Origin of the sequence: Facklamia hominis CCUG 36813, from assembly GCF_000301035.1 — a bacterium.
Classification (GTDB): domain Bacteria; phylum Bacillota; class Bacilli; order Lactobacillales; family Aerococcaceae; genus Facklamia; species Facklamia hominis.
The window spans coordinates 307,319-330,554 of sequence record NZ_JH932292.1; the positions used below are offsets into that span (position 1 = coordinate 307,319).

The window sequence follows — 23,236 nt, forward strand, 5'->3', positions numbered from 1 at the left end:
TTCTAGTCCGCTGCGTTACCGGTTTGAACTTGATAATCAGTAGGATTGTTGACAGGTAGGACGATGCCAGCCTGATGGAAGGCTTCCACCAAGGCTCGACGATACTGTCCCTGAACCGAGACTAAATCATCGTAATCTCTCACCCACAATTGGATCCGATAGTAAGTTCGATTGGACCCATCCGTAAAAAGCCCTGGTTGAACAAATCGTTTAATGACTCGTTTATCCTCTAAGAAAAGATCCTCGTAAACTTGATGAGCTAGTTGGTTCATCGCTTCAAAGGGGGAATCCCCATTGACAAAAAAGTCTAGCTGAATCCGAGCCTCATCCTTAGAGAAGTTAGCAACCGTTGAAATATCACCATTACTTAAATAATGGTAAGCGCCATCATAATCCTTAATCACCGTTGTCCGGACCGAGAATTTGCGGATAGTGCCTGAAATTTGATTAATGGTAACCAGGTCACCGATTCGATATTGGTCCTCCAGAAGAATAAAGAATCCAGCGATACAATCACTGACAAGGTCTTTAGCCCCAATCCCTAAGGCGATTGACAACATCCCTACCCCAGCGACCAGAGTAGAAACTGGTACCCCCAGAATCGAAAAAGCAGAATAAATCAATAAGAAGTAATAGAAAAACTTATAAATACTATTAATAATTCCGTGCAGGGTTTTCTTACGAGCGCTATAACGATCAGGGGTGGATGCCTTACTAAAATACCGGTCGGTTAACCAGATAATGAATCGATAGGTTAAAGTAAATAAGACAAAAACCAGAACTAAATCAATCCCCTTAGAGATGAGATGGGTCCAAAAGCTTTCACTTTGTAGGTATCGAATCAGATGATTAACTTCTTTATTACTAAGTAGGTCTGAATTCTTGACAATTTCGTTGGCCGCTGAGCCAATTTCATTTGGGCTAGTCATTAGAAACTCCTTTCCAGTGCTGAACACTAACCTTAATAAGCTAGTCTGAAACAATTTGATAGATATCTTTTGAGATCTGTCCAATCATCCTTTCATTGGGAGATTCAGTAAGAATCGTTAACAAATAAGGTCGTTGACCTTCTACCAAGGCCACAGAATGATAATAGGTTCCCTCCCAAGACCCTATCTTTTGATAGGTATTAACGGGCAACACATCGATAAAACGGCCATCCCAGGCGGTCTTATCCAAGGATTCAAAGCCCCATTGTTCATCTTGTTGATACAAATAGCGAAATAGTTGGTTAATCTGTTGGGCTGACATATCCCAGGACCAGGTCTTTTCTTGGTAGACTTTTTTCACAAAACGGTCGAAGGCTTTTTGTTGTGGCTTGGCAATATAATACATCAGCATATCAGCCGCAATATTATCGGACTCAGCCATGGTACGATGTACCAGGTCTTTCAAGCTATAGGATTTACCAGAGAGTTTTTCGCGTTTGAGACTGCCTGAACCACTCGCAGGATAGGACAGCGATTGGTCCAATACAACGGGATCATACTTAAAGCGATCGTTCCAGGATAAGTCGCCCTTTGCGACAAGATCTTGACAAAAAGCCACAAAAGCAATCTTAGGAATGGATTGAGCGGAAACAGCTTGGTCAGACCTCAGACCCGCTCGTAGATTAGGATCCAAATCTAAAAAACAAAAATCAACATAAACTGACTTTTTCTGATAGCGTTCAAGGTAGCGGTCAATATCCTTGAGTTGTTGTTGAACACGCCAGTCTTGTTTTTTGGCTTGAATGGCTTCCTTAAGAGTTGATTGTTGTTTAGCAGAATGCTTGAGGGCTTCTTTTTGGTCATCGGTCAACTGATTAGCCTTAGCCGTAACATTAGCCTTAGTCACGGACGCTTGTGCCACTATCAATTGACCAAACACGCTAGACCACAGGCTGACAATCATGATAAAAAATGTAAAACGACGGAAATTTGAACTACGAGACACGGCTGAGACTCCTTTATTACTAATCATCCCTCATCTTTTAATATAAGAAAAAGGCCTTATCAATCATTCGAATAAATCTGATTCTTTAGCGAATGATTGCTCTTAAAGTCTAACGATCTTAGCCTCTAAAATCAAGACCCCCTCCCCTAATAAAAAAGGCGATAACCCCCTAGAGGGCATCGCCTTAAAGCGGATAGGTGAGACTTTTTAGTCCCCATTATAAATCGTTGGCACAATATTATAATCAACGGTTCGGATAGCCCCAATATCACGGCCACCCGCATAAGAAATCGATGACTGTAAATCTTCTTCCATCTCTTTTAAGGTATCAAAAATTGATCCTCGACTCGGCAAGAGAATTTTCTTCCCTTCGACATTCCGATAAATCCCCTTTTGGAATTGTGAGGCAGAGCCAAAGTATTCCTTGTAGGTCACGCCATCTTCTTGGCTCGTTTCACCAGGGGATTCTTCATGGGCCGCTAAAAGCGAACCAATCATGACCATATCCGCACCAAAACGGTAAGACTTAGCAATATCGCCATGGGTCCGGATGCCTCCATCCGCGATAATCGGCTTACGGGCTGTTTTGGAACAGAGACGAATGGCTGATAATTGCCAGCCTGCTGTTCCAAAGCCGGTCTTAATCTTGGTAATACATACACGCCCCGGTCCTACCCCCACTTTGGTAGCATCCGCCCCAGCATTTTCTAAATCTCGAACGGCAGCTGGTGTAGCAATATTTCCCGCAATAACAAAGGTTTTAGGCAAGTTCTTTTTGATGTAGCGAATCATTTGAATGACATAATCAGAGTGACCATGGGCCACATCGATTGTAATATAATCAACTGGATAATTAGCTGCCTTCAATTCATCAATAAAATGATATTCATCATCCTTAATACCCACCGAGATCGATGCATAAAGGCCTAACTCATGCATCTTCTTCACAAAATCCAGTCGTTTCTCTGGCTCAAAGCGATGCATAATATAAAAATAACCCGCTTGAGCCAACTTAATGGCTAATTCTTCATTTAGGACCGTCTGCATATTGGCTGGAACAACCGGAATCTTAAAGCGTCTTGGTCCAAATTGAACAGAGGGATCACACTCACTACGGCTCTTAACAATGCACTTATTCGGGATCAATTGGACTTGTTCATAATCAAAAGTGTTCATGGTATAACTCCTTTATAAATTGAATTAATGACTAAGGTCAAAATGACTATCAAATACAGGGTCACAGGTAATATCAATACCCAATTGCAATAATTGACGTCGGGTATCTTGCGATAAAATTACCGTCGAATGGGCTCGGGTATCGCGTAATTTAGCCAGTTGCTTATAGGCAAGCTGGGCTGTCGGGTTGGTCACAGCTGAGATCGCTAGGGCGATTAACAATTCATTCAGCGATAAAATGGAGTGGCGTGATTCAAGGGTCTGAGCCTTGAGATTTTGGATGGTCTCTAACACCATAGGAGCGAGTAAGTCGATCTGGTCACCAATACCAGCCAACTCTTTTAAGGCATTCATCAAGGCAGCTCCGGAAGCATCCATCAAAGAAGTGGTCCGACCTGTAATAAAGCTACCATCGTGTAATTCAATGGCTAAAACAGAAACCGGTTCTTCCGCTTGTGTCCGCTCTTGAACCTCCTTACCATATTGATGAGCATAGTAAACGCAACGACGATCATCCGTCTTTAAGTTAGAATCTTCTAGGATCAAATGCATCTTAGACCGAACGGATTCATCCGCCAAGCCCATTTTATAATCTTGTTCTACTTGGAAGTAGCGGCGAATAATTTCTTGCTGAGCCGCTTCTTTAACGACCTCTTCATCAATAATACCCGCCTTAATGCAATTTACGCCCATATCCGTTGGTGACTGATATTGGGTAGCGACTGAAGCGGTATTGGCTAATATCCGCTTAATAACCGGAAACATGACCATGTCTCGATTATAATTAACCGCCATTTCCTGATAAGCATCGATGTGATAAGAATCAAGAACATTAATATCATTAAGATCAACGGTCGCCGCTTCATAGGCCACATTTACTGGATGCTTTAATGGCAGATTCCAGACTGGGAAGGTTTCAAATTTGGCATAAGTAGCCTTCACCCCATGAGCTTGTTCATGATAGATTTGATTCAAGCAGGTGGCTAATTTACCTGAACCGGCTCCAGGTCCCGTCACAATCACCAGTGGCTTACTGGTTGGTATATAAGCATTCTTCGCAAAACCTTGCTCTGAGAATAAAAGATCTAGATCGGTTGGATAACCTGGAATCGCTTCGTGGGTGTAAACCTTAATACCGCGGTTTTCCAAATTCTTCTTAAAAGCGAATGCACTCTTTTGACCACTATAACGGGTTAACAGTACCGAATTCACTTGAATTTCTAGTTCATTGTACTCTTCAATCAAACGCAAAACATCTTGATCATAGGTAATGCCATAATCCCCTCTTACCTTATTATGCTCGATATCTTCGGCATAAATACAAATGATAATTTCGGCCCGGTCTTTCATTTCTTTTAAGAGGGTTAACTTCACATCTTCATCATAACCAGGCAAAACACGCTTAGCGTGTTTATCGCCAATCAATTTTCCACCGAATTCAAGATAGAGCTTATCGATTCCTTCTAAACGTTGATAAATATACTTGGATTGTTCCTTGAGGTATTTATCATTATCAAAACCGATTTTTTGTCTCATAGATGATCCCTTCCTTTATACACAAGTTCCAGATTGTATTTTACCAAAATTCTAACTAGAAAAAAGCTTTATTCGATAATTTTATCAAATACTTGTCAACTTGTTTTAAAAAATGGTTGACTAATCGGAAGAAAAAGGTATCTTTTAACCAGGAGGTAAATTATGACAACGAAAGATTTAACTTATGGCGCTCTAGGCATTGGCTTGCTGACAATAGCTTCACAGCTATCCTTTCATCTAGGGCCAATCCCCTTTACCTGCCAGACCCTCGCCGTATTTATCCTGGCTTTATTGTATCCCCTTCGCTTGTTTTTGTGCCTATATGGTGTCTATTTATTGATGGGACTCATTGGATTACCCGTCTTTGCTAATTTTTCAGGGGGCGTTGGCTACCTTCTATCCCCTTCATTTGGCTTTTTACTGGCTTTCTTGCTAGCTGGCGTAATCATCGCTTACTATCGAGACCGAGGAAAATCGACTCTCCTCGCCCTATTACTCGCTCAAGTGATCATCTATCTCATCGGCTTAACCTATATGGCCTGGATCCTGAATGGCCATCTAGCTAAAGGCTTAAACTTTAAGCAAATCTTGCAATTGGGCTGCCTGCCCTTTATTCCAGGAGATCTAGTGAAAGCCTGGCTAGCCTATCGAATCAGCCAAATCTTATCCCCTCAGCTTCATTTCTCCCACTAATTAAATAGAGAGTGAGTTTGACTAAGGACAGTCGACTCACTCTCTTTATTTTAGGCTTGAATCAATCGCAGACATTCCTCAATGACACCCTGTCCATAGGCAGCTTTAGCAATGGAATCAGCTTGCAACTGAAGCTCTAGGATGGCATTAGCCACCGCAAAACCATGACCAGCCGCTTGGATCATAGGAAGGTCATTTTCACCATCTCCAACAGCGAGAACCTCCTGAGGGGCCAATTGCAGATACTGAGCAATCCACTTAAGGGCATTGCCCTTGTCCACTTGACGACTCACAATATCCATGGCCCAATCTTCAAAACAATGATAGTGATAATGAGGGCCTAAATTATTAGCTAAGGCATAAAGGCGACTGAGTCCAACGCCACTATTGGGGTCCGCAAGAAAAACCTTATCAACTTTTAATTCCTGCCAATCTCGGGCTACTATTGGCCGATAAATCTGAGTACTCAAATTATCCGGATTGGGTTTTTGAATAAAGTCCGTTAGATTAGCTGCATATTCCACTCCATCGACTACATAGATAACACTTATCCCCATGGACTGAGCAATCTCAATCAAGGGACGTAAGGGACCTAGGGCCATCTTAAAACAATGGATTTTATGGCCTTTTTGCATAATGACCGCTCCATTTGAGCTCGCATAGGGTAGATCAATATTTAAAGCATCGATAAAGGGCTGAACCGACTGATTCGACCGCCCAGTAGCTAACGTGAATTTGATTCCTCGTTCCTCCAATGTCTGCCTAAAATTATCAAATCCTACAGGCAGCTGTTTCATCGGATCCAAGAGGGTATCATCTAAATCACAAATGATTAATTTATACATGACTGCTCCTTCATAAGCACTCCTGCTACTATTGCTTAACAGAGGCAGGAAGACGCTGAATAACTTGATTAATCGCCCAATGAGCGATCAAAAGATCATCTAACCAGGCAAAAGGACCTAGGAAGTCCGGTATTAAATCCGTGGGAAGAACAATATAACCAATGGTCAAGAGGATCACCCCTCTCAAGGGCCACGAAGTATCCGGAGCCACCAGGGCTCTAAAAAATAAAGGTAATTTTTGTAAAAGTGTTAAGGGACGTTTTTTGAACATCAAATCATTCCTTTCATTGTCTAAAGCCTCATTGCTTATGACTAATATTAAAGGAAATAAGATGTTAAAACATCCATCTCAAGTTGGATTATTTTAAGGCTTGATGCAACAACTCATAAGACCGTAACCTTGCTTTTTGATCTGGAATCGGACTATAAATCATCAATTCATCGATACCAAATTCCTTAATCTCATCTTCTAAGATCGCCTTGACTTGGTCCGGTGTCCCTTTGATCATAAAATGCCTTTGATAATAACTATCGATGAGGGCTTGATCCTTCAATGAAAATGAATAATCTTGCGCAGCCTTTGGACTTAATAGAGGCTGTGATAGATCGCTGGCTCGTTGAATTTCCATGGGTTTAGCTAGATAGTCAGCCTCTTCCGAACTATCCGCACAAATAATCAGATAGGATACCATGACCCGAGGATCTGAGAAGAAGTCGGATGGTTTAAAATTCTTCCGATATTGAGCAAATACATCCGCATCCACATTCAAGGCAAACCAACGGGCGAAGGAGTAGCCTAACCCCATCTTTCCAGTCTGGATGGCGGAGTTACCTGAAGAACCCAACATCCAAGGCTGAGCAGGCTGGCCGACTGCCTCCGGGATAGCCTTGACTTGCCCATAAAAGGCACTCGGCTTTTGGTCCATCATATAATCAAGGATAACTTGCGCTTTCTCATAAAGATAGTCAAAAGAAATAGGATTCCCTGAAGCCAAGGCAATCATCCCTGCCTGGTCAGCTCCTGGGGCTCGACCTATTCCTAAATCAATTCGACCCGGAGCTAAAAGGCTTAAAGTCTTAAACCACTCAGCCACCTTCAAGGGAGAGTAGTTAACGATCATCGTGCCTCCTGTTCCCAAACGGATCGACTGGGTCTTAGCGGCCAAGTATGCGATCAAAATTTCAGGACTAGAACTCGCATTATTAACCATTCCATGATGTTCCGACGCCCAATAACGATCATAGCCCATCTCTTCTAAAGCCTGAACCATCTCGATGGTCTTTTGGTAACGGTCAAGCGTCGTTTCTCCCTGTTCCAAGGGAAGTAGATCATGAATTCCTAATTGCATGATATCATCCTTTCTACATCTCTACATCAAAGTATCTTCGTTAATGAACTGACAGGCCTTTAATGAGACGACCAATTAGACCACCTTAATACTGCGTATATTGGTTGTAATAGTCTTCAACCACACTGAAGATCGTCGTAGGCAACAAGGTTTTTAGCAGTTGAAGATCTGTCCCACTCGATAAGCGACTTTGTTCAATGTATTGACTGAGCAAAAGATTCTCACTCAAATTATAAAGCGATTGAAGAATTAACTTCATCGGACCTGAGAGCACCTGTTCTTGGTAGAAATTCAAGAGATAGCTAAAGGAAGGGTCCGCCAACAATTCCTGATGTGCGACTAGTTCTGTTCCAATCAAGTTAATTAACTCTTTGAAATGACTGACCAATTCTCGTCGAGTCAGCTCATTCGTCCATAACTCATCGGAAGCTGGTTGAACTGCTTCAATGGCCTTAATATGAGTCGGATAGAGTTCATATTCCTGAATATCAGCTTGGGTCAAATCTAAATGCCCTTTTGAAGTTGAAGCCGTTGCTTCCGCTTCTAAATGAACCATATCTTTTAAGGGATAGGTTCCCGCTAAGTCTTGCGGTTCTTGAGTTTCTTTTGCTTGCGAGCTTTCCGCTTGCAGATCAGACAAGTTGAGACTAATGGAGATCGTCTCTGGATTGACAGGCGCCTGCTCGTCTTCTTCTGCTTGCTGATCCACTTGATCAAGGTAAGTCTTTTCCACTGGTTGATCACTGTCTAGCGTGTCAAGATCGATATTTCGCTCCTCAAAAACATCCTTGGGCTTAATAATTAAACGATTATCATCCTCTTCTTGTGAGCGTTCTTGAGAACGAGAATCTCGAGATCGACTTCGAGTCCCATAATCAGATGACTTGGGAGTGTGCGTATTGGCAGGTGGCTCACCCACTTCCTTATTCAAGTAGGTAAAGGAAATGATCAAATAAATCAAGCCTTCCAATACAAAACAAGCATACCAAACCATCAGCGGTATCCAACTAAGCTTCCAACCAACAAGGCCCAAGCCAATAGTGATCAAGAGAGTCAGGAAGAATCTCCGATCTTGTTTGACATAGAGCCGGTGGTAACCTAAAGGCCCCACCAAGAAGCAAAGAAGTGCCGCAAATGCCGGCGATTTTAACTGCTTGCGAAATGTCTGAGGGCTAATCAATAGGAAATTAAATATTGCTTTCATAATTCACCGATCCTTATCATCCATTTAATACATCACCTATTATAGCAAGGATTGTTTAATTTCCCTAGTAAAAAAATCCCTTTTCCTGCGAATAATGGTCTAACAAACGGACAATCTGCTGAAACATCGGGGGATCATAGGGACTATGGCCTGCTTCTTCAACAATAAATAACTTGGCTTGGTTTAGAGCTTGAGCGAGTTCATAGGCACCGCTTAAACGACAATCCACATCATAACGGCCATGAACAATCGCGCAGGGAATTGCTTGAATGGGAGCTAGATGGTTAAGCAGGTAATTATCTTCTTGCCAGAAGAGCCCATTGGCAAAATAATGGGCTTCCAGTAAAGCAATCGACTGGTCAGATGGCGTTAATTCACACGATAAATTCTTATCGGGTAATAAATGAACCAATCCCGCTTCCCAGTCTGCCCAAGCCTTAGCTGCTTGGCGAGCTTGATCTTGGTCACCGCTGGTTAGCCGTTGATAATAAGCTTGGACCAAATGATCTTGATGGGCAGGATCGATATGATTTTTAAAGGCGGCAAATTCCTCTGGATAAAATTGACCAGCACCCCCTTCATACAACCAATCAATATCACTTTGACGTCCGAGAAAGATGCCTCTTAATAAGAGAGCTTCAACTCGCTCAGGATGGTTAATGGCATATAAGAGAGCTAAAGTTGATCCATAAGAACCGCCAAAGAGAATCCATTTTTCAAGGCCTAGCTGGCTTCTTAAGACTTCCATATCCTCAACGGAAGCCTGAGGCGTATTATAATGCAGACTTAAAAAGGGGCGACTCTTTCCAGTACCACGTTGGTCGAAAAGAATAAGGTGATATTTTTCAGGATCAAAGAATTGACGACACTGGGGCGTGATCGATCCACCGGGTCCTCCATGCAAGAAGACTATGGCTTGTCCTTCAGGATTACCAGCCTCTTCGACATAAAGCTCATGACCATCTGCAACCCTTAAGTAAAATTGCCGATAGACGGGACAATCATAACGGTATTTCATGAATGTATTTCCTTTCAAATAAAATAAGTGAGCCGATCACTTGAATCCAGTGACCCGCTCACCCTAACTATATGACTTTAAGCCTTAAAGTTTTTCGACGGATTCCACAACAAAGGCTGGTACTTGAGTCTCTTGAACGGAGTCAATGGATTGTAAGTAGCCCTTCACCCGAATGGATTGATTCGTTTCCAAGTCTTTTGGCTCCTGAAGAAACTTCAAAGCAACCAATTGATCACTGTCTTGTGAATCCATTAAGAGTGACCCCAAGGCCTTGGCACCTTCCACTTGTAGATCTTGCGTATAGAATGAGACAAGTTCTCCTTGCAATTGACCATGAGCCCCTTTTTCTTGACTTAACAATTCCTTAAAAGTCAAAGTTGGATAGTCTGTAGCAGGTGTAGCTTCAATGGTCACCGTTTCTCCAGTCAAGTTAACCGCTTGGTCTTCCTTAACACTCGCTTCCGGTTGTTTAACTGAATCATCCAGACCTAAATCAGCCGGCTTATTACCTAGTGGGTCAGCGACAGGCTCCCCTTGATGCGTGAGATGGTCAATCTCTTTTTGATGCTTGCGCCGGTAGTAGATAAAGTAAATAACCCCCACCACAATAATCAAGATTAAGATCCATGTCTTTGTATCCATAGTCATCACTACTCCTTTCAATGATTAAGCTTAGTATACTAAAAATAAAACTGAAATGAAAACGTTTCGACTTGAATCCTTTCAAAAAATCAGCCCTCTTTTATGAGAGAGCTGATAGCAATCCATTAGTTTAATCGACGGTTAGTCTTTTTGACCAATAATGGATAAATTAAGCTAGCAACAAAGGCCCCTACCATGCCTTGGAAGAGATTCATTAGGAAACCCCCACTCGCCGTCGCAAAATTATACAACAAGCTATCCACAATCAGATAGCCAAGAGCCATTAAGGCCCCTGCTAGAATACTGGCTAACCACTTGTTGGACACTTTATGGATGAGGTAGCCAGCTAAACAACCTTCTAAGCCCTTAACCACAAGGGTAAAAGGTGCATAGAAAGCATAGGCCGATAGGAAATCAGCCATAGCTGAACCAATTCCACCCACTAAGAAGCCAACCCCCGGTCCAAATAGAAGTCCCGAAGTGATCACAATTGCATCTCCTAGGTTAAAATAACCCGATCCATTAGGGATAGGAATTTGAACCAACATCGTAGCCACACAGGTTATCGCAATCAATACTGCCACCATCACTAGGGTAAAAGTCCGTGCATCTTTTTTCATTAATATTCCTCTTTCATTCATGTATTTTTAACTGATTGACTAATTAATTGGATCAAGCTCTAACAGTAAATCGCCCGCCGAAACTTGAGCGCCTTCTTCGATACGAAGGGTCTTTACCTTACCGTCACGGGGAGCCTTAATGGCATTCTCCATTTTCATTGCTTCACTGATTACAAGCGTTTGGTTTTGTTTAACAGATTCGCCGGCATGGACTAAGACCTTGGTAATCGTGCCCGGCATCGAAGCAGCAATCTGATTTGGATTTGATTTGTCAGCTTTAGGATTGACTGTGACTTTCCCTTTAAAGGACCGGTCCAACACTTCACTGCGATAGTTTAAGCCATTAATTTCAAAGTGAACCGTCTTAAAGCCATTCGCTTTAGTCGGACCAATATTGACCAGTTCAATCAAGATGATCTTACCCTCTTCCAATTCATAAAGAATCGATTCATTGATGTCCATTCCATGGAAGAAAGTTGGCGTGTCTAAACGCCAGATCAAGTCATGAGCATCCACAAACTCTAGAAAAGCTTTGACAACCTTAGGATACAGCGCATAGGACAAGACCAAACGATCTGTAATCGCCTGATTGGTCATCAGCGCTAATTCTTCTCTGGCCTTATCAAAATCATAAGGAGCCAAATGATTGCCAGGTCGGTCCTCATAGGAGGCTTCTCCCTTTAAGACCAAGGCCTGAAGCTGCTTATTCATGCCCTTAGGTGGTTGCCCAATCTCCCCTTTCATAAAGGAAACCACTGAATCTGGAAAATCAAGTTCTGCTCCCCGTTCGTAGAGACTCCTTTCATCAAGGTCATTTTGAACCATAAAGAGGGCCAGGTCTCCGACAACCTTGGAGGAAGGGGTCACCTTGGTAATATCTCCTAATAGTTGGTTAACCAATTTATATTTATCCAAAATCTCATCAAAACGATCAGCTAAACCTAAAGAAGCCGCCTGAAATTGGAAATTGGTATATTGCCCACCTGGCATCTCGTATTCATAGACACCGGGCCAAGGAGATTGGAGCTCGCTTTCAAAATCACGGTAATATTGGCGAGTTAGTTTCCAATAATCTGCTAATTTTTCATTGGCCTTGATATGAGCTTGAATATTGTTCGATTGACCTTGTCGTAAGATTTCTAAAGAGCTGGCATTAGGCTGGCTGGTAAGACCGGAAAAGGCCTGATTAGCCACATCTAAAATATCCACCCCAGCGTCAATTGCCCGTGAATACATGGCCAAGGCATTCCCCGAGGTATCATGGCTATGCAGATGGATAGGCAGCGCCACTTCTTCTTTCAGGGTCTTGATTAATTGATAGGCTGCTTCTGGCTTTAAGATACCTGCCATATCTTTAATGGCCAAAAGATGTACGCCTAGCCCCTCTAATTCTTTAGCCATTTTGACATAATAGGCCAAATCATAGACGCCCGACCGTTGGGGATTAAGAATATCCCCCGTATAACACAGGCTAGCTTCAACCAACTTATCAGTTTGTAAGGCAGTCTCAATGGAGAGTTTCATATTTTCAACCCAGTTTAAAGAGTCGAAAATCCGAAAAACATCAATGCCACTTTGAGCGGCTTCATGAATGAATGCCTTAATCACATTATCCGGATAGTTGGAATAGCCCACCGCGTTAGAAGCTCTAAAGAGCATCTGCAAGAGACTGTCAGGAGCTGCTTGACGAATCGCATCTAATCGTTCCCAAGGACTCTCCTTGAGGAAATTATAGGCCACATCGAAGGTAGCACCCCCCCAGACTTCGAAGGAGAAATAGTCCTGGAATTCCTGATTCATATAGCTAACCGCTGGTATCATATCCACCGTCCGTAAGCGTGTAGAGATCAAAGATTGATGCGCATCCCGTAAAGTCGTATCGGTTAATAGCGTCCGTTCTTGTCCCTGAATAGCTTGAATAACCGCCTTGGGGCCTTGTTGGTCCAGCAAGTGTTTAAAGCCATGCTTATTAACGGAATTATTTGCTGACCGTAAGATAGGCCGCTTGGCAAAATGTGGCTTGTGGTCTTCTTTTTGGATACCTGGGAATCCATTAATGGAGACATTCCCAATGTATTGCAAGATCTTGGATCCACGGTCTCTTGAAGGCGTAATCTCAAAGAGACTCGGTTTATGATCGATAAAGCCGGTATCGTAATTGCCTTGAACGAAGTCTGCATCCTGCATAATATTTTGTAAAAAGCCAATATTCGTCTTCAATCCACGCACTCGCAGTTCAGACAAAGCACGCTTCATCTTATCAACAGTAGCTTTAATTGATGGTGCATAGGTCGAAATTTTGACCAATAAAGAATCGTAATAAGGTGAGATGTTCGCCCCTGTAAAGGCATCCCCTGCATCCAGTCGAACCCCATAGCCCCCCGGTGATTGATAACCCGTAATATGGCCAGCATCCGGCGCAAAGTGATTGAGTGGATCTTCCGTCGTAATTCGACATTGAATGGCATACCCATCCAATGGGATCGCCGTTTGATCAGGAATATTGATCACTGGCCCATGCAAGTCTTCCCCTTGAGCAATTAAGATTTGTGTCTTAACAATATCAACATGGGTGATTAATTCAGTAATCGTATGCTCCACTTGTACTCGAGGGTTTACCTCAATGAAGTAAAAATCATCCCCCGCCACCAAAAACTCACAGGTTCCTGCATTAAGATAATGAACATGCTTCATTAATTGGAGTGAAGCCTGAGTTAGTTTTTGCCGAATACCGGGTGATAAGGAGAAGGAAGGGGCGACCTCCACCACCTTTTGGTGACGACGTTGAATCGAACAATCCCTTTCATAGAGATGGATTAAGTTGCCTGCCTGGTCTCCTAAGATCTGAACTTCGATATGCTTAGGGTTTTCGATATATTTTTCGACATAGAGTCTGGCATCGCCAAAAGACTTAAGTGCTTCGGATTGGACTAATTGATAAGCATCAGCCGCTTCCTGGTCATTAGTCACCTTGCGCATCCCCTTACCACCCCCACCTGAGAGTGCCTTAAGGATCACTGGGTAGCCATAGGTCTTGGCGAATTGATAGACTTCCTCAACCGAGTGAATCTCTCCTTGACTCCCTGGAACAACCGGAATACCAGCATCCATGGCTGTTTGACGAGCAGACGTCTTATCTCCGAACATCTGTAAGTGTTCGATCCGAGGACCAATAAAAATAATTCCCTCTTCTTGACAGCGTCTTGCAAAAGTTTGATTCTCACTTAAAAAACCATAACCCGGGTGAATGGCGTCCACACCCTTTTGCTTGGCTAAGGCAATAATGCCCTCGATATCCAAGTAGGCCTGGGTTGGATCCATTCCCTCACCAATTAAATAAGACTCATCCGCCTTTTGCCGGTGAAGGGTTCCAATATCTGCGGTTGAATAGATTGCGACAGTTTTGATATCTAATTCTTTACAAGCACGAATAATTCGAATGGCGATCTCGCCCCGATTCGCGATTAAAACTTTTTTGATGGTCTGCATAAGCGCTCCTTTCTGAGTGTAGCGTCTTCATCCATTATACCCCATTATGAAAAAAGAAAAACCAAAAAAGCCCTTCCTCAGATGAGAAAAGGCTTAGTATTTATCGATCTTACTCACCCCATTTGAATAAGATCCTTAGAGTCAAGCACTCAGGCGATCGACGAGTACTTGATGGCTTAACTCACTTTAGATCCAAGCAAGTAAAGCCAATTCAATTTGCTTATAAGTATAATACAATTGCCATAACCAGTGCCAGTATCCTGTTTTTGATGGCTTGTTTGCCGCTACTTGGCAAAGACGTGCTATCAGAAGCGCTAATAGATTGTCCTTTTCCTGTGGACGAGCTTCTTTTAGCAAACCTGCTACTAAGCGATCAAATACATCGTCACTTGCTTTAGCTTTTTTGGCTTCTTTAGCAGCTTGTCCAGTCGCTTTTTTCGAAGAAGTCCGATTTGCCTTTAAAGGAACAAGACTAGCTTGAGCCTTACTAGGATGAGTGACTTGTTTGCTTGTTTGGCTAGTTTGACTTTCAGAGACTGACGATTGATTCTTATTGCCATCTAGCGCTGGCTTCCTTGAGTCTTCTCGATCGGATTGATGGTTTTGATCTAAGTCAGCTTCTTCCTCATCCTTAGTTTCACAACTTGGTTGATTCTCTTCGGCTTCTCCTGTTTCTTCAGCTGGACTTGGATTTTCTTCACCAGGTACTTGTGGTTCTTCCGGTTGTGGTTCTTCTTCTCCAGGCACTTCTGGTTCTTTCGGTGTTTGTGCTTGGCTATCTTCAAAAGCTTGAGCTCTTGGGATAATGTGAGCATCGATTAATTCCGCATTAGTCTTAGCTGCTTCAATTGCTTGATCCAATTCTTTGATTTGAGCTTCCGTTAAGTCATAATCCTGACGAATCTTGGCCTTTAAGGCAGCTTTAGCGTCTTGTAGACCGGCTTCTTCAGATGGACTTGGGCTTTCTTCTCCAGGTACTTCTGGTTCTTCCGGTGTTTGTGCTTGGCTATCTTCAAAAGCTTGAGCTCTTGGGATAATGCGAGCATCGATTAATTCCGCATTAGTCTTGGCTGCTTCAATCGCTTGGTCCAGTTCTTTGATTTGAGCTTCTGTTAAGTCATAATCTTGACGAATCTTGGCCTTTAAGGCAGCTTTAGCGTCTTGTAGACCAGCTTCTTCAGATGGACTTGGGCTTTCTTCTCCAGGCACTTGAGGTTCCTCTGGTTGAGGTTCTGGTTCTTCTTCCGCCTCTTTAAGCGGTAAATCTTGAACTAGAAGGGTCTGAATGCTTTCATTACCCTGAGCATCGTCATAGGCTTTGAAATTCAATTCAGTGCCAATAACTTGATCTGGTATATAATAAATCTTCTTACCCTTTAATTCCCATGGCTCTAGAGTCAAGAATGTCGCATCCAAACGTTCTAATAAATGATTATTAGCCCAGAGTTCCAAGTAGTTCATATTCTCTTGGTAATCAATCTCGAAGGCCACATAACCTGGACGATCAGAAGCCACTTGTTGAATCGACTTGAAGATCGGACGTTGACCATCCAAACGGAATTGCCGTTTAATATTATGACTCACGAGGTGATCCTTTTCAGATAAAGTATAGACCGTTACATCTAACCAATATTGGCCAGATACAACACCCGATACCCCTTTATCGGTTTGGTGAAGATCGGCCTTACCGGCAAATTCAAAGACGGTGCTATCCAAGTCTTTGCTGGCATTTTGCGTATGAACCTTAACTAGTTCATAAGGAAGATTGGCTAAAACTACTCGACCTTGATCGTCTAATAGGTTGACTTGTAAATCATGAATTTCCTTGAAGTTCATTAACTCTCCGTTGAATTCAATCAAGCCCGATTCCTTATTATTCGCCAAATAATAATTTGGATTAATGAGTTTGATTTTTGGCAATTCTTGAGTGGTCACACCTGCTTGATTAGTGTAAGGACCTTCTTGTTGGCCAGGTAATTGAACTGGATTACGGTCCACCTTGTCTTCTTCTTGGCCTGGTTGGCCAGGTTCTTGAGGTTGATTTGATTCTTCTTGGCCTGGATCTTCTTCTTGGTCAGCTGGTGGATTTGGATCCTCACCACGATTGATCATTAATGAAGTCACATTGCCTGAATTGTCATAGACTAACAATTCAAACTCACCCCACAGATCGCCTAACAATTCATCTAAGTGATAAGTCACTTCTTCATGAAGCGTCCGTGCTTTGCGTTCACGATCGATTGGAATCCAACCGAACCATTGATCACTACCAGGGTGATAGATCTCTACACCAGTTAAGCCTGAACCTTGATCGGTCATCTTGACTTGAAGTTGGTCATTGTCCAATTGGGTTTCTACAAGAGGCCGCGTATTATCGACAATAATTTCATATTGATAGACTTGGCGCTTAGCTCCTGGGTAATCAATAACCCCATTAATCTCATAGATATAGCTGCCTTCAGCGACTTTTTGACCTAGAATATTGGTCAAATCCCATGCAGCAGCATCTAGCTTACTTAAAAATGCATATTGGTTTTGATAGATTCGACCGGCTTTCCAGACTTTATTATCAATCATTAATTGACGAATCACACGACCTTCTTGGTCTTTAATCAAGTAATGAACATCGGTCGCATTCCGTAAGAAGGAAACTACTGGCACGACTTCATTAGGACCATTATTAACTTGTTTCCAAGTATTAACGAAAACATAACGTTTGTCGTCCACCTTGAAGGCATTCCAATAATCATAGCCACCCTTAGGATTCGAAATAACAAAGCTAGTCTTATCAGTACCCCCATTTGGATAGTCGATCGGCTTGAAGTTCGATTCTTCGCGTGGATTCTTAGTAAAATCATGAATCTCATCCACAAAATGAGGTGCTGACCAATCCCCCTTAAAGCCTAAGAATGGCAAGGAAAGACTCGGATAAAGAGCTTCATTCGCAGAATGGAAGAAGAAGTAACCTTCAACTAATTGTTGATTAGGCACATCAAACGTAGATAAAGTATAGTTCAAGTCTAACTTTTGACCAGCAGCTACAGAAATACGTCCTAAAGCTGATTTTTGTGCTAGGGCGTTTGTTTCTGTGTAGCGACCAGACCCATCTACTTGGCTAGCTAGTAAAATATATTCCACCGTATATTCAGCATCGATCTTTCCGGTGTTTTCCACTTGTAACTTGGCTTGGAATTCATCCTGTACCTGACCGATTTCTAACTTACCATCCGCAACTTGGTCGTGATCATTTTGAGCCGTCACCAAAACACGGTTAAGAATCGCTTTATAGATGTTAACCATTCCCGCTCCTTGTTGGCTTGGGCCATAGTAACTAGCATCCGCCTTAGCCTTGTTGTCTTTAGGAACAGCGGTGTTCATTAAGATTAACTTAAGCATTTCTGCCGCACGAGGATCGGGCTGTCCTTGGTCGCCTCGCTTAAGAATTCCTTCTTGATAGAGATGTTGCAGTAAGAGAGCAGACAAACCAGCAATATGTGGGGTTGCCATGGAGGTTCCTGACATTGTTTGATAACGATTGTCAGACATCAAGCTGTAGATGTTTCCTCCAGGTGCCGCAATCTCTGGTTTTAGGCTTAAGTTACCAGTTGGTCCCCAAGAAGAGAAGTCGCTTAAGTCACCGGCTTTAGGAGAAGGTAACGAGGTTTGTCCTTTAGGAATGCGAACTTGTGGATTCATACCATTCAAGATGGCCTCTTTTAGCTTCAAGCCATCCTTCATCCGAATGAACATGACTGGCTTATCCGCTTGAACATCAATCCCAATCATATTCATGGCAAAGTCTGCTTCCGCATTATCATAGATAACGACCCCAGCTGCACCTTTTTCAATCGCAATCCGGTATTTCTCACCAAAAGAACTTTGACCCCGTTGAATAAGAACATACTTACCAGTTAGATCTTCATCGGCAGCATATTCCTCTTCCTTACCTAGGTCCTTAAGAACAATTGAGTGATAGTCATTATGATAGATCTCTTCAGCAGGGTTCGTCCCCATCAAATTCTCTTGTTGGTTTGAATCCTTGTAATCGAGATAATTCGACATCAATTTGTTATTCTCGAAGGAAGCAACCGATAAAGAATTCTCTTCACTGGCCGGACTACCGACTAAACCTTGGTCAGGGTTCTTGTCTAGGTTATTATATTCCGGATAATCAGGATAGTTATTGCCTATCCAAGAATTATTGTGGTCATTCCCTGCCGCAACCGCAATGACGATACCGTGCTCTCGTGCCTTCTTAAACATTTGATTCAAAGGCGACAAGGCATCCGTCGAAAAACCGGCCATGGATCCAAGTGACATATTAATCACATCGGCGCCTAGTTTAATCGAATCATCAATGGCTTTTAGGTAAATATCGGTATAAACCACTGAGGTCAATTGGTCATTCGAGAAGGCCTTCATCACCAAGAGTTGAACGTGCGGTGCAACTCCCTTGATGCCACCATTTTCTAAATCACCATTGGCACCGATCGTCCCTGCCACATGCAGACCGTGCTCATTGGTATCCTTCACAATTTGATTGCGATCCGCATAGTTATAGGCGTAAGGAATCTTGTTAGATAGCCATTGACCCGGCAGATTCAATTCTTTAATCTTAGCCTCCATGGTCTCCTTGTCATAGCGTTTTTCGACGCTATCTTCAAGGACGAGGTCTTTGTGGTCCGGATCAACCCCGGTATCAATAACGGACACCACCATATTTTCCCCTTGGTAGTCAATACCGTGAGGCAATAATTGATCCAATCCGGTTTGATCCGATGAATTCAACATCTGTGTCCCTTGCTTTGGAGCTTGAATGGCTCCTTGCTCGGTAACTGCCTTGACCTCTTTCAATGTTTTTAGAATATCCACTGCTTGCTTGGATGTCCGCGTTGAGAATCCAGCAAAAGCCGTTGAATAGTCATAATCCACCTTTAAGTCAAAGCCTCGATCTTTCATCAGACCTTTCACCAGCTCAATTTGTGCTTGAATCCGTGTTTTAGCTAATTGACTGGCAGCATTAAAGGCTTCTTTGTCGGCATAATCCGCTTGATCTAGGGCTGTATCGCTATTTAATTCCACGATTACTGCCAGATCCTCTGCCTCAACCGATTCAGTTTGAGCATCCGTTGACTGTTCAGCGCTTGCCGTGCCTTCTAGTGAAGACTCGGCAGCTTCTTCTGAAGCTTGGCCTGCGACTGACTTTTCTTCAGGCAAGCTTGTCTCAGTGACCTCACTGCTGGTCGCTTGAACAGCGTCTTCCACCACTTGTAAGGGAGCTTCATTCGACGCTTGAGCTTCAAGGTCTGATTGCACAGGCAGGCTTGCTGGATCGCCTTCAGCAACCGCCGGCGCGGGTGTATCTTTTTCATGAATTTCTTGGCTAGAATCAAGATCTACTTGATCATTTAATGGGGAAGTGATCGGAAGATCTTGGCTAACTTCGATGCCATCTGCTTGTGGCAAATCCGTCGCTTGGACACGACCTGTTGCCATGGACATTAAGAGCATGGACGATAGTAACAGCCAAGAAATCGTTTGAGGACGTTTCTTCACCTCAATACCTCCTTTTTATTAAAATTTGCTAAGAAATTCCATATCCTCCTTTCTGTGATAATATAAGCATTGTAAGCGATATCGAAAGCGTTGTCAATTCCATATTTAGAATTTTTATTAAAAATATTAAAGACAATGTTAAGCCTTAATTAATCTCTCAATTCATGGTAGACTATCCTTAATAACAAGCAAAAAATAGAAAGGACTTATTATGCTCACTGATGAATGTGCCTACCAGACCCTACATGCCATGATGGACCTCTTCCCCGATGCTAAGCCAGCACTTAACTTCGATAATCACTATCAGTTACTCTTAGCTGTCATGCTCAGCGCCCAAACAACTGATGTTCAAGTTAACAAAGTTACTCCCGCTCTTTTTAAGGCTTATCCCACGCCGTTTGAATTAGCAAAATCCAGCCCCAGCGAAGTTGAGACCTATATCAAGAGTCTGGGCTTATACCGCAATAAAGCGAAGTATCTAGTCCAAGCCGCCCAACAATTAGTCAATAACCATCACGGCCAAGTACCAAACTGTCGCAAGGATTTAGAAGCACTGGCCGGAGTCGGTCGTAAGACAACCAATGTCGTCTTAAGCGTCGGTTTTGATATTCCAGCCTTTGCCGTTGATACCCATATTCATCGAATCTGCCTTCACCATAAGATTGTCGATCAAGGTGCCACAGTTAGAGAGGTTGAACGTCGGGTCTGCCAAGTCTTAGATCCCAAGGACTGGCGTCAAGCCCATCAATCCCTCATCCTCTTCGGCCGGCAAATCTGTCATCCTCGAAATCCAGAATGCCATAACTATCCTCAGCTCTATTGCTGCCAGGAAGAAATCGGATAAATAACAACTAAAAAGGACTCCTTGGTCGATTACTCGTAAACCAAGGAGTCCTTTATGATTTGCTTATTTAGAAGAACCATCTTCTAAACGTCCTTTATTCTGATTGAGTTCAACCCGTCGTCCTTGACGATAGCCTGTTCGATAGGACTGACTCGTCTCCGCATAGACCGGTTGATTAAAGGCCAAGGAGCCTTTGACCTCACGATTAAACTTTTCTTTGACCGCTTGAGGTGTCTGGATCACTAAGGCATAGCGTTCATTTTCTGCTTGCAGATCGGCTTGTTGCTGTTTGAATTTTTCCGCTAGACCATCCAAGAAGCCCAGATAATAGGCCTTGCGTCGGTCTTTTTCTGGAATATTTTCTTGTTGGCGCTTAGGATCCGTCAGGTATATCTTGGCATAATAGCGCATCGCTTCCGCCGCTAGATGATAAATCTCATAGGCTAGCTCAATATCTTCTGGATAGCCCATGAAGACAATCTTACGCTGAATCGAAGATTGATGAGGGAGCTTGTTGCTTTGCACATAGAGCATGCAACGGAAATTATCCGCAATAATTCCAGCCAGCGTCTTCTCCCACCAATAAAGGCGCTTATAGACCGATAGCGACTTGAGTTGAATCTCTTCAGGATGTTCCTTAGAAACCTGATCTTGCGAGATTTTATACTTAACCATCAGCTTTTGTGCCATCAATAAGGCCGTCTGACTCTCTTCATCATTCTTCCCATCTTCGGCTAGGGATAAGAGATGACGAATCTTTTCAAGGATTTTTTCAGGGGTCTTAGACATAGAGATCACCCCTTTTTATTGGTAAGGAGTCAATCATCGCTTGCATCCTTGCGGGAATCGGACAAGTAAAGGTCATCCATTCCTGACTAACCGGATGACGAAAGCGAAGTTGATAAGCATGCAAGTACTGACCATCCGTCCAATGAACATAAGGGCCTTTTTGTCCTTCTAATCCACGGCGGTATACAGGATCCCCGATAATCGGATGACCAATGGCTTCCAGGTGAACCCGAATCTGATGGGTCCGCCCCGTATGTAGTTTTAAGCTGAGTAAAGAATAATATTCTCCCACCGCCAATACGCGAAAGTCCGTCCAGGCTTCCTTACCTTGAGCATCAACATGCCATCGTAGTCGGTTCTTGGGGTCACGCTTAAGGGGCAAGTGAATCTCTCCTTCGGACTCCTTAACCTGTCCATGAACCACCGCCAAATAAGTCCGAGCTAGACTATGATCCCCTAGCTGTTGACTTAGAGCTTGATGCGCCTGGTCAGTCTTAGCAACCACCAAGAGCCCAGAGGTATCCTTATCAATTCGATGAACAATGCCTGGTCGATAAGCAGCGGATCCTTGAGCCAACTGACCATTCAGATAATAAAGAAGTCCATTGACCAAGGTTCCTCTGGGATGGCCTTTCGAGGGGTGAACCACCATTCCAGCAGGCTTATTAATCACTAAGAGGCAGTCGTCTTCATAGACAATATCCAATGGAAGATCCTCAGCTAGAACAGCTATGTCTTCAACCGTCTCTTGATCGGGACTTTGAATGCTTAAACACTCATCCCCTTGCAATTGGAATTTGGCCTTTTGAACTTCTCCATTTACTTGAACCTTACCGGCTTGAATCAAGTCCTTCACTTGCGTTCGACTGACTCCTGGAAGTAACCCTGCCAACACCTTATCTAAACGTCCTTGATGGTTAACTTGCTGATTCAATTGAATTGTTTGATCCGTAATCATTCAGCCCCTCCTTTCTTTCGAGAATCGGTTATTAATAGCACAATGAGCAGAAAGCCTCCCACGGTCAAGGCCATATCCGCCACATTAAAGACTGGAAAATCCATAAAGGTCAAGTCAATCATATCCACGACATACCCTAAACGAATTCGGTCTAGCAGATTCCCCAAGGTCCCCCCTAGAAGCAAACTGTAAGTCAGCTTGGCTACCCGCGAATCTTGGGCCTCATATCGCCATAAATAAAACAAATAGGCCGCCGCAAGCGTGGAGATCGTAATCAAGAAAAAACGCTGATTCGCAAAATGCCCCCAGCCTGCCCCGTCGTTATGCAGATAGAACCATTGGAACAAGCCCCTAATAGCAGGCCTAGCTTCATGTAAGGCGAAGTTTGTTTGAATATAAAATTTCACTGCTTGATCTAAGATCAAGACTCCCAAAATGATCAAAATCCCCATACAAAGCCCCCCACTTGTCGACTTGCTGCTTAGTTTGTTATAATAGCCCTGTTTATAATACTCTTTATTATAAACCAATCCGAAGTGGAATAGCAATTAAGACATTGCAGTCCATTTAGATAAGGAGTTA

Annotated in this window: 18 protein-coding genes; 2 read left to right on the forward strand and 16 right to left on the reverse strand. The window is 43.1% G+C overall.

Going from position 1 to position 23,236, the window contains the following annotated elements:
* Window positions 1–2: 2 nt before the first annotated feature.
* The 4 genes from HMPREF9706_RS01460 to HMPREF9706_RS01475 form a co-directional block, all read right to left on the reverse strand.
* Window positions 3–929, reverse strand: coding sequence for a mechanosensitive ion channel family protein (locus HMPREF9706_RS01460; protein ID WP_006907575.1), 927 nt, complete (start codon window positions 927–929; stop codon window positions 3–5).
* 40 nt (window positions 930–969) lie between these two features.
* A complete protein-coding gene (locus HMPREF9706_RS01465; protein WP_006907576.1) occupies window positions 970–1,935 on the reverse strand; it encodes a serine hydrolase in 966 nt (321 codons plus the stop codon).
* A gap of 207 nt (window positions 1,936–2,142) precedes the next feature.
* On the reverse strand, window positions 2,143–3,111 hold the full coding sequence (locus tag HMPREF9706_RS01470) for a GMP reductase (RefSeq protein ID WP_006907577.1): 969 nt from the start codon (window positions 3,109–3,111) through the stop codon (window positions 2,143–2,145).
* A gap of 24 nt (window positions 3,112–3,135) precedes the next feature.
* The gene (locus HMPREF9706_RS01475) at window positions 3,136–4,647 is read right to left on the reverse strand and encodes a DUF1846 domain-containing protein (protein WP_006907579.1); all 1,512 of its coding nucleotides are present in this window, start codon (window positions 4,645–4,647) and stop codon (window positions 3,136–3,138) included.
* 162 nt (window positions 4,648–4,809) lie between these two features.
* On the opposite strand from HMPREF9706_RS01475, the gene HMPREF9706_RS01480 reads away from it, so the two are divergent.
* Window positions 4,810–5,340, forward strand: a complete 531-nt coding sequence (locus tag HMPREF9706_RS01480; RefSeq protein WP_006907580.1) for a biotin transporter BioY — start codon at window positions 4,810–4,812, stop codon at window positions 5,338–5,340.
* A 50-nt stretch (window positions 5,341–5,390) separates the two neighbouring features.
* Here the strand turns inward: HMPREF9706_RS01480 and HMPREF9706_RS01485 are convergent, their stop codons facing one another.
* The 9 genes from HMPREF9706_RS01485 to HMPREF9706_RS09325 form a co-directional block, all read right to left on the reverse strand.
* Window positions 5,391–6,185, reverse strand: coding sequence for an HAD family hydrolase (locus tag HMPREF9706_RS01485; protein WP_006907581.1), 795 nt, complete (start codon window positions 6,183–6,185; stop codon window positions 5,391–5,393).
* A 28-nt stretch (window positions 6,186–6,213) separates the two neighbouring features.
* A complete protein-coding gene (locus HMPREF9706_RS01490) occupies window positions 6,214–6,456 on the reverse strand; it encodes a YkvA family protein (RefSeq protein WP_006907582.1) in 243 nt (80 codons plus the stop codon).
* A gap of 88 nt (window positions 6,457–6,544) precedes the next feature.
* Window positions 6,545–7,534: an LLM class flavin-dependent oxidoreductase gene (locus HMPREF9706_RS01495; RefSeq protein WP_006907583.1), complete on the reverse strand. Its 990-nt coding sequence runs from the start codon at window positions 7,532–7,534 to the stop codon at window positions 6,545–6,547.
* An 85-nt stretch (window positions 7,535–7,619) separates the two neighbouring features.
* The gene (locus HMPREF9706_RS01500; RefSeq protein WP_006907584.1) at window positions 7,620–8,738 is read right to left on the reverse strand and encodes a TM2 domain-containing protein; all 1,119 of its coding nucleotides are present in this window, start codon (window positions 8,736–8,738) and stop codon (window positions 7,620–7,622) included.
* 64 nt (window positions 8,739–8,802) lie between these two features.
* Entirely contained in the window at window positions 8,803–9,756 is a 954-nt protein-coding gene (pip, locus tag HMPREF9706_RS01505; protein ID WP_006907585.1) for a prolyl aminopeptidase, read from the reverse strand.
* 84 nt (window positions 9,757–9,840) lie between these two features.
* Window positions 9,841–10,398, reverse strand: a complete 558-nt coding sequence (locus tag HMPREF9706_RS01510) for a hypothetical protein (protein WP_231285822.1) — start codon at window positions 10,396–10,398, stop codon at window positions 9,841–9,843.
* A 125-nt stretch (window positions 10,399–10,523) separates the two neighbouring features.
* Window positions 10,524–11,018 (reverse strand): ECF transporter S component, encoded by a 495-nt coding sequence (locus tag HMPREF9706_RS01515; protein ID WP_006907587.1) that lies wholly within the window; start codon window positions 11,016–11,018, stop codon window positions 10,524–10,526.
* 39 nt (window positions 11,019–11,057) lie between these two features.
* On the reverse strand, window positions 11,058–14,507 hold the full coding sequence (locus HMPREF9706_RS01520) for a pyruvate carboxylase (protein WP_006907588.1): 3,450 nt from the start codon (window positions 14,505–14,507) through the stop codon (window positions 11,058–11,060).
* Window positions 14,508–14,693: 186 nt separating this feature from the next.
* A complete protein-coding gene (locus tag HMPREF9706_RS09325; RefSeq protein WP_006907589.1) occupies window positions 14,694–20,063 on the reverse strand; it encodes a S8 family serine peptidase in 5,370 nt (1,789 codons plus the stop codon).
* Between the two features lie 211 nt (window positions 20,064–20,274).
* Between HMPREF9706_RS09325 and nth the strand changes: the two genes are divergently transcribed.
* On the forward strand, window positions 20,275–20,907 hold the full coding sequence (gene nth / locus HMPREF9706_RS01530) for an endonuclease III (RefSeq protein ID WP_006907590.1): 633 nt from the start codon (window positions 20,275–20,277) through the stop codon (window positions 20,905–20,907).
* A 63-nt stretch (window positions 20,908–20,970) separates the two neighbouring features.
* Here nth and HMPREF9706_RS01535 read toward each other — a convergent pair whose 3' ends face one another.
* From HMPREF9706_RS01535 to lspA, 3 genes are read right to left on the reverse strand one after another with little or no spacing between them, the layout of a single operon-like run.
* Entirely contained in the window at window positions 20,971–21,696 is a 726-nt protein-coding gene (locus HMPREF9706_RS01535) for a DUF2786 domain-containing protein (protein WP_006907591.1), read from the reverse strand.
* Entirely contained in the window at window positions 21,689–22,654 is a 966-nt protein-coding gene (locus HMPREF9706_RS01540; RefSeq protein WP_006907592.1) for an RluA family pseudouridine synthase, read from the reverse strand. Before HMPREF9706_RS01540 ends, HMPREF9706_RS01535 begins: the two co-directional genes overlap by 8 nt.
* Entirely contained in the window at window positions 22,651–23,202 is a 552-nt protein-coding gene (gene lspA, locus HMPREF9706_RS01545; RefSeq protein ID WP_331270724.1) for a signal peptidase II, read from the reverse strand. The genes HMPREF9706_RS01540 and lspA overlap by 4 nt, the downstream gene beginning before the upstream one ends.
* Between the last annotated feature and the right edge of the window lie 34 nt (window positions 23,203–23,236).